Raw genomic sequence first — 12,335 nt, 5'->3', positions numbered from 1 at the left:
TAAAATATAATATAACTTTCAGGGTACAATGTCAAGAAAATGTTACACCAGGTTTAGTTGTCATATATTTTTTTTCCATTCATTCATTCTTCCCATTCCTGATAGAATACTTTCCATAAGTATAAACCATGTCCAGGTGCGGTTTTTCCTGCTAGTGATCGATTTTTCTCACGTACGATCGTAGCAAGTGAACTTGGTTCCCTTTTACCACTACCTACCTCTAATAGTGTACCTACTAAAATTCGAACCATATTATATAAGAAGCCATTTCCAACAAACGAAAATACTAATTCGTCATCATGTTTCTCAATCTTAATCTGGTAAATGGTACGGACTTTATCCTGGACTTCTGTTCTAGATGCACAAAAGCTAGTAAAGTCATGAGTGCCTATCACATTCCGCGCCGCCTCCCTCATACCATCAATGTCTAAAGGATATGGATAATGGTAGGTGAAATGGCGACTAAAGACAGAAGCATCTTGTCTCAGTAGTAACTTGTAGCGGTATTCCTTCGCCTTCACATCAAAACGAGCATGAAAATCCGGATGTACTTGCTCAATAGAACGAACTCGTATATCGTCAGGTAACATGGCATTCAAGGCACGTTTCCAGCTTTCAACACGCATTCCCAGGTCGGAGTCAAAATGGATGACTTGTCCTATTGCATGAACATTTGCATCTGTACGACCAGATGCTACTATTTTTACAGGCCAGCCTTTGTGGATCTTCTGAAGGACACGTTCACATTCTGATTGGACTGTGCGTTTATTAGGTTGTACTTGATATCCTGAGAAATTTGTTCCATCATACGATATGATACATTTAAATCGACTCATGATTTCCCTCATTATCCACGTAATAAAAATAATACAGCAGCAAGTGCAAATAGAAGAAGTAACATAGAAGTGTCAATCATGCGCCACTGTAATACTCTCAGTTTTGTACGACCTTCCCCTCCTTTATATCCCCTTGCTTCCATCGCAATGGCAAGCTCTTCAGCGCGTTTAAATGACCCAATAAATAAAGGTATTAGCAAAGGAACAACAGCCTTCATACGGTCCTTTAAAGGGCCGCTCGTAAATTCAACCCCTCTAGCAGCTTGTGCCCTCATGATTTTTTCTGTTTCTTGCATCAGTGTTGGTATGAACCGTAGGGAAATTGACATCATTAATGCAAGCTCATGAGTAGGAAGTCCAAGCTTTTTAAAAGGTGCTAGTAAGCTTTCCATTCCGTCCGTTATTTCTATTGGTGTACTCGTTAATGTTAATATGGTAGTCATAATAATTAAAAATAATAGCCGCATTGAAATAAAAATACCTTGCGTGATACCACCCTCATAGATTTGAAGCCAACCAAGGTCAACTACTAGATCTCCTTCCTTTGTTAAAAAGATATGAAGGATAAAGGTAAAAAGAATAACCCATAAAATCGGTTTAAGTCCTGAAAGGATATAGCGGATATGTACCTTCGTTAACAGTACAATCACTAATGTATAGAGTCCTAATAAAGCGTAAGTAAGTACTGAGTTTGCTAAAAATACAATAAACACATAAAAGAAAATTAGTAGGAGCTTAGCCCTTGGATCCATTTGATGAATGAGAGAGTTTCCCGGTATGTACCGGCCTATGATGATATTCATAAGTTGCCACCCTTTCTACTCAGAGCATTTCCTACGTACCGCGTAATTTCATCCAGGGATAAACTTGCTGAAGCAGGGATCTCAATTCCTAATTTAGTTTCGAGCAATCCTTTAAGCCTAACAGCTTCAGGTACATCTAACCCAAGGTTCATCACTTTTTCTGGATTTGAAAAAATTTCAACCGGACTTCCTTGAAATTTAATCGTACCTTTTTCCATTACTAGGATTTGATCAGCATATCGTGATGCATCTTCCATGCTATGAGTTACTAGAATTGTGGTAAGTCCTCTTTCTTTGTGAAGCTTATAAAACATCTCCATGATTTCAAAACGACCTCTAGGATCTAAGCCGGCTGTTGGCTCGTCTAATACTAACACTTCAGGATTCATCGCAAGAATTCCAGCAATAGCAACCCGCCTCATTTGCCCGCCACTTAAATCGAAGGGTGACTTAGATAAATACTCATGTGAGAGGCCAACCATATCGATAGCTTGTCTTGCTCTATTCTTTGCCTCATCTATTGAGACACCAAAATTTAATGGGCCAAAACAGATATCTTTTTCTACTGTTTCTTCAAATAATTGATGTTCAGGAAATTGGAAGACAACTCCTACCTTTTTACGAATAGGCTTTAGGTTTTTTTCTTTTTGCTTTGAGCTTATTGTACGGTCCCCAATGGTAATTGAACCAGAGGTAGGTTGTAGGAGCCCATTTAAATGTTGGAGTATCGTAGACTTACCTGAACCCGTGTGTCCAATAATTGCAACATAAGAACCGGATTGGATAGAAGCATTCACATCATACAAAGCTAGCCTTTCAAAAGGTGAACGAATTTGATAACGATGCTCTAAATTTGTGATTGTAATGTCCATAGCTCATCCACCAAACCTTCTTCTGTTATATGATTCTTCGTGAGAGGTACTCCCATTGAACGTAGCTTCTTCGATACCTTCACAGAAAAAGGAAGATCTAGTCCAATTTCTACTAACTTTTCGTCAAGAGCAAAAATTTCATCCGGTGAACCTTCTGCAAATAATTTACCTTGGTTCATGACAATCATTCGGTCCGCTCTTGCTGCTTCCTCCAAGTCGTGTGTAATCGATAAAACAGTTATATTACTCTCATTCTTAATTTTCTTTATTGTTTCTAGAACTTCAATTCTACCAATTGGATCAAGCATAGATGTCGCTTCATCTAGTATAATTAAATCCGGTTGAACAGCTAATACACCGGCTATAGCAACTCTTTGCTTTTGACCACCTGACAGCTGATGTGGCTCATGTTCAAGGAACTCACCCATCTTTACCATATTAATAACTCTATCAATCCTAGAAGTCATAATTTCTCTTGGTATGCCGTTGTTCTCCATTCCAAAAGCGATATCATCCTTTACAGTGGTTCCAACAAATTGATTATCTGGATTTTGAAATACCATACCAATTTTCTTACGGACTTCCCAAATTGTATTCTCATTTAGCTGAATATCTTCTATCGTAACAGTTCCTGTCTGAGGTAATAGCAACCCATTTAGGATTCTCGCTAATGTCGATTTCCCTGAGCCATTATGACCGACAATTGCAAGCCACTCTCCTTTTTGGACAGAGAATGAAAGATTTTCTAATGCTAGCATTGCTTCTTCCGAGTATTTAAAACTTATTTGATCAACCACTAACAGGTTCGTACTCATTCTCATCACCCTCTAAAATCAATTGCATCTAAGTATTTGCACCCAGGTATATCATACACACGTAGCCGCTCAAAGAAACTGTGCCATAAGTATCTGGCATTCTTACTCTTTGACCTTGTTCCTAAAAACCTGTGAAATAAGTGGCATAAGCCAGAGGTTTTATATGTTGTCCAACTAAAGTGCTAAATAAAAATATTATTTCCATAGAAATAATACGAAATCTCAACTCTACGTAAACTACGTAGAACGGAATGTATTTCTGACAAACCATTTGACCTACCTCGAAGAATAACCATTGAAATCCATAGACTTCACAAGGGCAGACCCCTTATGCAACCTGATTTTATTAGTTGTATAAGGTTACTATCAAAGTATTCGTTATTTCCGCATCTGTCAAGGTAATAAGAAGTTTGTTTCATGAAGTCAGCATAGCAGATGTTTTTATGTAGTTTCATAACGGTGTAAAATACTATTTGTAGATAATTCTATGTTTTAGAAAAACAGAATATATAAAAGAAAAAAGGGCTTAGACCAGTTTACAAAACTGTCCCGCCCTTTGGAGAAAAAATTATACTAATTCGATAACTACCATTGGTGCACCGTCACCGCGACGAGGCCCAAGCTTCATGATACGAGTGTATCCGCCTTGGCGCTCCTCATAACGAGTAGCGATGTCACTGAATAATTTTTGAAGCGCATCTTGACCAGACTCTTCATTAGCTACTTCATTACGAATGTATGCAGCAGCTTGACGACGAGCATGTAGATCTCCACGCTTACCTAATGTAATCATTTTTTCAACAACTGACTTTAATTCCTTCGCACGAGCTTCAGTTGTTTCGATACGCTCATTGATGATTAAGTCAGTAGTAAGGTCACGTAATAACGCCTTACGTTGCGCGCTTGTACGTCCTAATTTTTGATATGACATGAGGTATTCCCTCCTTTGTTGAATTATTATGAAAGACAAAGCATTAGATAACTAGGCTCTTGTAACAAAAATGACTAGACGTGCCAGCGAAAGATGCCTAATTCGCATAATCCAAAACTAGTCAGTCATCTTTACGTAAGCCTAAACCTAACTCTTCTAGTTTAGCCTTAACTTCTTCTAAAGATTTACGACCAAGGTTTCGAACCTTCATCATATCTTCCTCAGTTTTGTGAGCAAGTTCCTGTACGGTATTAATACCTGCTCTTTTTAAGCAGTTATATGAACGAACAGAGAGATCCAATTCTTCAATTGTCATCTCGAGGACTTTCTCTTTTTGATCCTCTTCCTTTTCGACCATAATTTCTGCATTTTGAGCTTCATCTGTTAATCCTACAAAAATGTTAAGATGTTCTGTTAGGATTTTCGCTCCTAGTGCAATCGCTTCTTTTGGACCAGTACTGCCATCTGTCCATACATCAAAAGTCAGTTTGTCAAAGTTTGCGACCTGTCCTACACGTGTATTCTCAACTTGGTAAGAAACACGTGATACCGGAGTATAGATTGAATCAATCGGGATTACCCCAATTGGCCGATCCTCACGCTTGTTTGCATCAGCTGGAGTATATCCTCGTCCGCGCTTTGCAGTTAATCTCACTCGTAAATGTGAATCTTTAGCAAGTGTAGCAATGTGTAAATCTGGATTCAAAATTTCAACATCACTATCATGAGTGATGTCAGAAGCTTTTACCGGACCTTCACCTTGTACATCGATTTCAAGTGTCTTCTCTTCATCAGAGTAGATTTTGAGAGCCAATTTTTTCACATTTAAGATAATAGATGTTACATCTTCGACGACGCCTTCGATTGTTGAGAACTCGTGCAGTACACCATCTATTTGGATAGACGTTACAGCGGCACCAGGGAGTGAAGATAATAGGATACGACGTAAGGAGTTACCCAAAGTAGTTCCATATCCACGCTCAAGTGGCTCGACGACGAATTTACCGTATTTGGTATCTTCGCTGATTTCAACCGTTTCGATTTTTGGTTTTTCAATTTCGATCATTTATAAACCCTCCTTCAAAACGTCGAAACCTCGGCTAGAGTATTGAATGTGTATCCATCTAACCGAAATTCCTAAAAGTTAAGTTCCCTATCTGTGCACAACAACTCGATTAATTATTCTGTAAAGAACTTATAAGTTAAGAAAGTATCAAAACTTCCTACACTGTAAAAAAGTTTATCAAATCCCATTAATCCATTATAGCCATGGATAATAGGTCTTATACAATACAGAAAAAAGTCAAATACACCGAAGCGTATTTGCGCCCACATTTTTATCAAACAAACTCGAGAGATTTGCTAGATAAACCTATGGCATTGCCGGATGTCAGCTATTATTCAGTCGAAGTGTAACTTCAACTGAATAATATTACACACGACGACGTTTTGGCGGACGGCATCCATTATGTGGTACTGGAGTAACATCTTTAATAGCTGTAACTTCAAGACCAGCAGCCTGAAGAGCACGAATTGCAGCTTCACGACCTGCACCAGGTCCTTTTACAGTTACTTCAAGAGTTCTCATACCATGTTCCATTGATGCTTTAGCAGCAGTTTCAGCAGCCATTTGTGCAGCGAATGGAGTAGATTTACGAGATCCTCTGAATCCAAGTGCACCAGCACTTGACCAAGAGATTGCATTTCCGTGTGAATCTGTAATTGTTACGATCGTATTGTTGAATGTTGAACGGATATGTGCAACACCAGTTTCAATATTCTTTTTCACACGACGTTTACGAGTATTCGTTTTACGTGCCATTTAACCATTACCTCCCTTACTATTTCTTCTTGTTTGCTACAGTACGACGAGGTCCTTTACGTGTACGAGCATTGTTCTTAGTATTTTGTCCTCTTACAGGTAATCCGCGACGATGACGTAATCCACGGTATGAACCAATTTCAATAAGACGTTTAATATTTAGTGATACTTCACGACGAAGGTCACCTTCTACTTTATAACGATCAACGATATCACGAATCTTACCTAATTCATCTTCAGTAAGATCACGAACACGTGTATCTTCAGAAACACCAGCTTCTGCTAGGATTTTCTGTGCAGTTGGACGTCCGATCCCGAAAATATATGTTAAAGATATTACTACACGCTTTTCACGTGGAATATCAACACCAGCAATACGTGCCATTTAGACGTACACCTCCTTATTTATTAACCTTGTTTTTGTTTATGTTTTGGGTTTTCACAAATCACCATTACTTTTCCTTTTCTACGAATAACTTTACATTTTTCGCAGATAGGCTTTACTGATGGTCTCACTTTCATTTTTCAAACCTCCTTGATAGTACGGAGCGCATTTATTTAAAACGGTACGTAATTCTACCGCGAGTCAAGTCATATGGTGATAACTCAACCGTTACCTTGTCTCCGGGTAAAATACGAATAAAGTGCATGCGAATTTTACCAGAAACATGGGCCAAAACAGTATGACCATTCTCTAATTCAACTTTAAACATTGCATTTGGTAATGTTTCTAAAACAGTACCTTCAACTTCAATTACATCGTCTTTCGCCATTGGAATGTTCTCCCTTCTTCAAATCAGTAACTTGCTCATTGACAAACACCGTTAACACATCCGTTAGCTTCGTTTGCCATCGACCAGTTTCCTTAATACTGCTCTGAACTTCCGGAGATACGTAATCAAAATATAGATGAATGTTATTCTAATGAGTAGGGTTCATGCCTTACAATTTTGTTAAGATCTCATACCCTGTTTCTGTAATAGCAATCGTATGTTCAAAATGTGCACACGTTTTGCCATCGACTGTTACAACAGTCCAGTTATCTGCTAACGTCTTCACGTATCGACTACCTGCATTTACCATCGGTTCAACGGCAAGTACCATTCCTGGTTTTAAACGTGGTCCTTTATTAGGAGGACCATAATGTGGAATTTGTGGATCCTCATGTAATTCTTGCCCTACACCATGACCAACATACTCTCGAACAATCGAGAAACCATTAGCCTCCGCATATGTTTGAATTGCATGAGAAATGTTAGAAAGACGCTCACCAGGCTTTGCTTCTTTTAACCCTCTATAAAGAGACTCTTCCGTCACATCAAGAAGCTTCTGATTTTCGGACGTAATCGTACCTACTGGATAAGTCCAAGCTGAGTCACCATGATACCCATTGTACTTCGCGCCAATATCAATGCTGACAATATCACCATCTAGTAAGACGCGCTCGCCAGGTATACCATGTACCAGTTCTTCATTAACAGAAATACAGGTACTACCGCGAAAACCATTATACCCTTTAAAAGAAGGAATTGCATCAAATCCACGAATAAACTTTTCAGCAATTGTATCCAGTTCTTTCGTACAAATCCCTGGAGCAATATATTTCTTTAACTCTTGGTGTGTAAGAGCCACGATCCTACCAGCTTCACGCATAATATCGATCTCTCTTGGTGTCTTACAAATAATCATTTATTGTAGTCCCCCAAGGAGCTCCTCTATATCACCAAAAACTTTGTTTATTTCTTGTTGTCCTTCGATATTGCGAAGATAGCCTTTTTCTTGATAAAAGTCAAGAAGTGGCTGAGATTGCTCGACATTTACTTGTAGACGAGTTCCGACAGTTTCCGCATTATCATCTGCACGTTGATAAAGTTCTCCACCACATTTATCACATGTACCCTCTTGATTAGGAGGATTAAATACTAAATGATAGGTAGAACCACAGTTCTTACAAATACGGCGACCTGTTAATCTCTCAAGTAATATTTCTTGATTTACATCAATATTAATTACATAATCAATTCTTTTATCGAGATCAGTAAGAATTGCTTCAAGTGCTTCTGCTTGTGGAACCGTACGTGGAAATCCATCAAGTAAAAATCCTTGTTTGCAATCATCCTTGCTTAATCGTTCACGAACTATTCCGATCGTAACTTCGTCAGGAACAAGCTCTCCTTTATCCATAAAAGATTTTGCTTGTAGCCCAAGTTCAGTTCCATCCTTTATTGCAGCACGGAACATATCTCCCGTTGAGATATGAGGGATATTATACTTTTCTACGATTTTTTCAGCTTGAGTACCTTTACCAGCACCCGGAAGCCCCATTAATACTAAGTTCAAGTGATTTCCCCCCTCAGCCTCTTATCTAGAGGTGCTGGGAAAATTTATTCCCAGTACCTTATTTGATAAATCCTTTATAATGACGTTTTACAAGCTGACTTTCAAGCTGCTTCATCGTTTCAAGTGCAACACCGACAACGATTAGCAAGCTAGTTCCACCAATTTGTGCAGACTGCGGTAAATTCGCAAAGTTTATAAAGAATACAGGAAGAACAGAGATGGCTGCTAAGAAAATAGAACCAACAAAAGTTAATCGATACAGAATCTTTGTTACATATTCTTGCGTATTCTTTCCTGGGCGAATCCCTGGAATATAGCCGCCTTGCTTTTTCAAGTTCTCAGCCATTTGCTCAGGGTTCACTTGAACAAATGTGTAGAAATATGTGAAAGCAATAATTAGCGCGATATATATGATCATCCCAACTGGACGAGTATAATCGAAATACGTTTCAATCCAGTTAGTCACTTCATTAGGACCAAAGAACGATGCAATCGTTGGTGGTGTGATAATGAAGGAAACCGCGAAGATTACAGGAATGACACCAGCCGCATTTACCTTTAATGGTAAGTGGGTAGACTGTCCTCCAACCGGGCTATTAGCAGCTGACCGCTTTGCATATTGAATTGGAATCTTACGTAAAGCTTGTTGTACGAAGATTACACCTACAACAACAGCTATAACAGCAATTAGCAGTAAAACAACAGTAATGATGCGTAAGAACAATTGATCTCCAGCATCTTCAAATTGTTGAATGTAAATTTGATTCACAGCAGTAGGAATTGCGGCAACAATACCTGCAAAGATAAGAATTGAAATTCCGTTCCCTACACCCTTAGCGGTAATTTGCTCACCTAACCACATTAAGAATGCAGTACCAGCAGTCAGAACTACAGCTATTAAAAGGTACGTACCGATACTTGGATTTTCAATTAACATACCATTTGACATATTGTTAAATCCGTAAGACATACCAAGCGCTTGGATAAAACCGAGAACGATCGTTCCATAGCGAGTAAATTGAGCTAATTTGCGACGTCCAACTTCACCTTGCTTTGACCATTCCGTAAACTTAGGAACAACGTCCATTTGCAACAATTGTATAATAATCGAAGCAGTGATATATGGCATGATACCCATTGCAAGGATAGAGAAGTTAAACAACGCTCCACCACCAAATGTATTCAATAATCCGAACGCAGTATTGCTATCTTGAGCCTTTAATACATCCGCATTTACATTTGGTACTGGAATAAAGGTGCCAATTCGAAATACTACTAACATAAGTAAGGTGAATATAATCTTGTTTCTTATATCACCAACGCGCATAAAATTGGAGATTGTCTGAAACATTAAATCACCTCAGTATTTCCGCCAGCAGCTTCAATAGCTTGTTGAGCAGTAGAGGAGAATTTGTGAGCTTTAACTGTTAGCTTTTTATCAAGAGTACCTTTACCAAGGATCTTAACTCCAGCATTCAGTTTACTTACAACACCAGTTTCAATTAATAGTTCAGGTGTTACTTCTGTACCGTCTTCAAAACGATTTAATGTTTCAAGGTTAACAATTGCAAAGTCTTTGCGATTGATATTTGTAAAACCACGCTTCGGTAGGCGTTGGAATAAAGGTGTTTGACCACCCTCGAATCCAGGACGTACTCCGCCACCAGAACGTGCTTTTTGACCTTTATGACCTTTACCAGATGTTTTACCATTACCTGAACCAGTTCCACGTCCAACACGGTTACGTGTTTTACGAGATCCTTCAGCCGGTTGTAATTCATGAAGTTTCATTTGGGCACCTCCTTATTTCAAAAAAAAATTCGATTATTGTTCTTTTACCGTAACTAGGTGAGCAACTTTATTAACCATACCGCGAATCGCAGCATTATCATCATGAACAACAGTTTGATGTAATTTTTTCAATCCAAGAGTACGAACAGTAACACGTTGGTCTTCAGGACGTCCAATTACACTGCGAGTGAGGGTGATTGCTAATTTCTTTGACATAATGTTTTCCCTCCTATCCTAACAGTTCTTCTACTGATTTACCACGTAACTTAGCTACTTCTTCAGCACGCTTTAATTGACTTAGACCTTCAATAGTTGCACGAATCATGTTAACTGGAGTGTTTGTTCCTAAAGATTTAGAAAGGATATCACCAACACCAGCTAATTCAAGTACCGCACGAACTGGTCCACCAGCGATAACACCAGTACCTTCAGATGCAGGCTTTAGTAAAACTTCTCCTGCTCCAAATTTACCAATTACTTGGTGAGGTATAGTTGTTCCAACCTTTGGTACAGAAATAAGGTTCTTTTTAGCATCTTCAATTGCTTTACGGATTGCATCTGGTACTTCTTGTGCTTTACCAGTACCAAATCCAACATGTCCGTTTTTATCACCGACAACTACTAATGCTGCAAAGCGGAAACGACGTCCACCTTTTACAACTTTAGCAACACGGTTAACGGTAACTACGCGTTCTTCAAGTTCTAATTTATTTGGATCAATGCTACGCATCTAAATGTCCCTCCTTTTTACTAAAATTGTAATCCAGCTTCACGAGCAGCATCTGCTAGTGCTTTAACACGTCCGTGATATAAGTAACCTCCGCGGTCAAATACAACCTCTTTGATTCCCTTTTCAATTCCGCGCTTTGCAACTAGTTCGCCAACCTTTTGTGCTGCATCTACGTTTCCGCCAACTTCAACAGTAAGCTCTTTATCTAAAGTAGAAGCACTTGCGATTGTAACTGAGTTAACATCATCGATTAATTGAGCGTAAATGTGTTTGTTAGAACGAAACACATTTAGGCGAGGACGAGCGGCAGTTCCTGACACACGAGAACGAACACGACCATGTCTTTTTTTACGAACTGCATTTTTATCCTGTTTCGTAATCATTTACGTCTCTCCTTTCTTTTACCTAAAAAGGCTTACTTCGCAGTTTTACCTTCTTTACGACGAACAAATTCACCTTCGTAGCGAATACCTTTTCCTTTGTAAGGTTCAGGCGGACGTACACCACGAATATTAGCAGCTAGTGCTCCAACACGTTCTTTGTCAATTCCTTTAACAACAATCTTAGTGTTAGAAGGAACATCAACTTCGACTCCAGCTTCAGGAACGATTTCAACTGGATGTGAATATCCAACGTTTAGTACAAGTTTGTTACCAGCTTTTTGAGCACGGTATCCGACCCCGATTAGCTCTAAGCCTTTTTCATAACCATTGTGTACTCCTTCAATCATGTTACCAAGAAGGCTACGTGTTGTGCCGTGAAGAGCACGATGTTCTTTGTTGTCAGTTGGACGAGTAACAGTAAGTATGTTCTCTTCAACACTGATATTCATATCAGGATGGAAAGTACGAGTTAATTCGCCTTTTTGTCCTTTTACAGTAACAGTATTACCGTTAAAAGTTACAGTAACACCAGATGGTATTTCAATTGGTTTTTTACCAATACGTGACATGTACTACACCTCCATTCTTATCAAGCTATTACCAAACGTAAGCTAATACTTCTCCGCCGGCTTGCTTTTGACGAGCTTCTTTATCAGTTAATACACCTTGTGAAGTTGAAACGATCGCGATTCCTAAACCGTTCAATACACGTGGTACTTCAGTAGACTTTGCATATACACGTAAACCAGGCTTACTAATACGTTTTAGACCAGTAATTACGCGTTCATTGTTTGCACCGTATTTTAAGAAGATACGGATAATACCTTGTTTATCATCCTCAATAAATTCAACGTCACGAACGAAACCTTCACGCTTTAGAATTTCAGCGATTTCCCTCTTAATTTTTGAAGCAGGGATTTCAAGTTTTTCATGACGTACCATGTTCGCATTTCGGATGCGAGTAAGCATATCTGCAATTGGATCTGTCATCACCATAGTATTTTTACCTCCT

At 38.9% G+C, this 12,335-nt stretch carries 19 protein-coding genes and 1 pseudogene; all 20 read right to left on the bottom strand.

From position 1 onward, the window contains the following. Positions 1-83: 83 nt before the first annotated feature. Positions 84-836 carry a tRNA pseudouridine(38-40) synthase TruA gene (gene truA, locus ACWNMY_RS11880; RefSeq protein ID WP_449538502.1) on the bottom strand — a complete coding sequence of 251 codons (753 nt, stop codon included), beginning with the start codon at positions 834-836 and terminating at the stop codon, positions 84-86. Positions 837-847: 11 nt separating this feature from the next. Continuing rightward, complete coding sequence (locus tag ACWNMY_RS11875; RefSeq protein WP_449538501.1) at positions 848-1,639, bottom strand: energy-coupling factor transporter transmembrane component T family protein; 792 nt, start codon at positions 1,637-1,639, stop codon at positions 848-850. Then, positions 1,636-2,511, bottom strand: coding sequence for an energy-coupling factor ABC transporter ATP-binding protein (locus tag ACWNMY_RS11870; protein ID WP_449538500.1), 876 nt, complete (start codon positions 2,509-2,511; stop codon positions 1,636-1,638). The genes ACWNMY_RS11875 and ACWNMY_RS11870 overlap by 4 nt, the downstream gene beginning before the upstream one ends. Continuing rightward, positions 2,487-3,326 (bottom strand): energy-coupling factor ABC transporter ATP-binding protein, encoded by an 840-nt coding sequence (locus ACWNMY_RS11865; RefSeq protein WP_449538499.1) that lies wholly within the window; start codon positions 3,324-3,326, stop codon positions 2,487-2,489. The genes ACWNMY_RS11870 and ACWNMY_RS11865 overlap by 25 nt, the downstream gene beginning before the upstream one ends. Positions 3,327-3,894: 568 nt before the next feature. Then, entirely contained in the window at positions 3,895-4,257 is a 363-nt protein-coding gene (gene rplQ / locus ACWNMY_RS11860) for a 50S ribosomal protein L17 (protein ID WP_449538498.1), read from the bottom strand. Positions 4,258-4,378: 121 nt separating this feature from the next. Beyond that, entirely contained in the window at positions 4,379-5,323 is a 945-nt protein-coding gene (locus ACWNMY_RS11855; protein WP_449538497.1) for a DNA-directed RNA polymerase subunit alpha, read from the bottom strand. A 366-nt stretch (positions 5,324-5,689) separates the two neighbouring features. Continuing rightward, positions 5,690-6,079 carry a 30S ribosomal protein S11 gene (gene rpsK, locus ACWNMY_RS11850; RefSeq protein WP_077620236.1) on the bottom strand — a complete coding sequence of 130 codons (390 nt, stop codon included), beginning with the start codon at positions 6,077-6,079 and terminating at the stop codon, positions 5,690-5,692. 19 nt (positions 6,080-6,098) lie between these two features. Beyond that, positions 6,099-6,464 (bottom strand): 30S ribosomal protein S13, encoded by a 366-nt coding sequence (rpsM, locus tag ACWNMY_RS11845; RefSeq protein ID WP_449538496.1) that lies wholly within the window; start codon positions 6,462-6,464, stop codon positions 6,099-6,101. 23 nt (positions 6,465-6,487) lie between these two features. Then, complete coding sequence (gene rpmJ, locus ACWNMY_RS11840; RefSeq protein ID WP_003156543.1) at positions 6,488-6,601, bottom strand: 50S ribosomal protein L36; 114 nt, start codon at positions 6,599-6,601, stop codon at positions 6,488-6,490. A 32-nt stretch (positions 6,602-6,633) separates the two neighbouring features. Further along, the gene (infA, locus tag ACWNMY_RS11835) at positions 6,634-6,852 is read right to left on the bottom strand and encodes a translation initiation factor IF-1 (protein WP_025909748.1); all 219 of its coding nucleotides are present in this window, start codon (positions 6,850-6,852) and stop codon (positions 6,634-6,636) included. After that, positions 6,830-6,985 (bottom strand): annotated as a pseudogene (locus tag ACWNMY_RS11830) (KOW domain-containing RNA-binding protein); the annotation flags it as partial. The gene infA and the pseudogene ACWNMY_RS11830, both read right to left, overlap by 23 nt. 36 nt (positions 6,986-7,021) lie before the next feature. Next, positions 7,022-7,768: a type I methionyl aminopeptidase gene (gene map, locus ACWNMY_RS11825; protein ID WP_449538495.1), complete on the bottom strand. Its 747-nt coding sequence runs from the start codon at positions 7,766-7,768 to the stop codon at positions 7,022-7,024. After that, the gene (locus ACWNMY_RS11820) at positions 7,769-8,419 is read right to left on the bottom strand and encodes an adenylate kinase (protein ID WP_449538494.1); all 651 of its coding nucleotides are present in this window, start codon (positions 8,417-8,419) and stop codon (positions 7,769-7,771) included. It lies immediately after the preceding gene. 58 nt (positions 8,420-8,477) lie between these two features. Next, the gene (gene secY / locus ACWNMY_RS11815; protein ID WP_449538493.1) at positions 8,478-9,770 is read right to left on the bottom strand and encodes a preprotein translocase subunit SecY; all 1,293 of its coding nucleotides are present in this window, start codon (positions 9,768-9,770) and stop codon (positions 8,478-8,480) included. After that, positions 9,770-10,210, bottom strand: coding sequence for a 50S ribosomal protein L15 (gene rplO / locus ACWNMY_RS11810; RefSeq protein ID WP_449538492.1), 441 nt, complete (start codon positions 10,208-10,210; stop codon positions 9,770-9,772). Before rplO ends, secY begins: the two co-directional genes overlap by 1 nt. 33 nt (positions 10,211-10,243) lie before the next feature. Continuing rightward, on the bottom strand, positions 10,244-10,426 hold the full coding sequence (gene rpmD, locus ACWNMY_RS11805) for a 50S ribosomal protein L30 (protein WP_449538491.1): 183 nt from the start codon (positions 10,424-10,426) through the stop codon (positions 10,244-10,246). Positions 10,427-10,439: 13 nt separating this feature from the next. Continuing rightward, the gene (gene rpsE / locus ACWNMY_RS11800; RefSeq protein ID WP_449538490.1) at positions 10,440-10,940 is read right to left on the bottom strand and encodes a 30S ribosomal protein S5; all 501 of its coding nucleotides are present in this window, start codon (positions 10,938-10,940) and stop codon (positions 10,440-10,442) included. 20 nt (positions 10,941-10,960) lie between these two features. Then, positions 10,961-11,323 (bottom strand): 50S ribosomal protein L18, encoded by a 363-nt coding sequence (gene rplR, locus ACWNMY_RS11795; RefSeq protein WP_449538489.1) that lies wholly within the window; start codon positions 11,321-11,323, stop codon positions 10,961-10,963. Between the two features lie 32 nt (positions 11,324-11,355). Then, complete coding sequence (gene rplF, locus ACWNMY_RS11790; RefSeq protein ID WP_449538488.1) at positions 11,356-11,892, bottom strand: 50S ribosomal protein L6; 537 nt, start codon at positions 11,890-11,892, stop codon at positions 11,356-11,358. A gap of 28 nt (positions 11,893-11,920) precedes the next feature. Further along, complete coding sequence (gene rpsH, locus ACWNMY_RS11785; protein WP_449538487.1) at positions 11,921-12,319, bottom strand: 30S ribosomal protein S8; 399 nt, start codon at positions 12,317-12,319, stop codon at positions 11,921-11,923. Between the last annotated feature and the right edge of the window lie 16 nt (positions 12,320-12,335).

The sequence above is a fragment of the Ferdinandcohnia sp. Marseille-Q9671 genome (assembly GCF_976954385.1).
The sequence above is the reverse complement of the archived record's forward strand: the minus strand, read 5'-3'. Positions and strand labels throughout refer to the sequence as shown.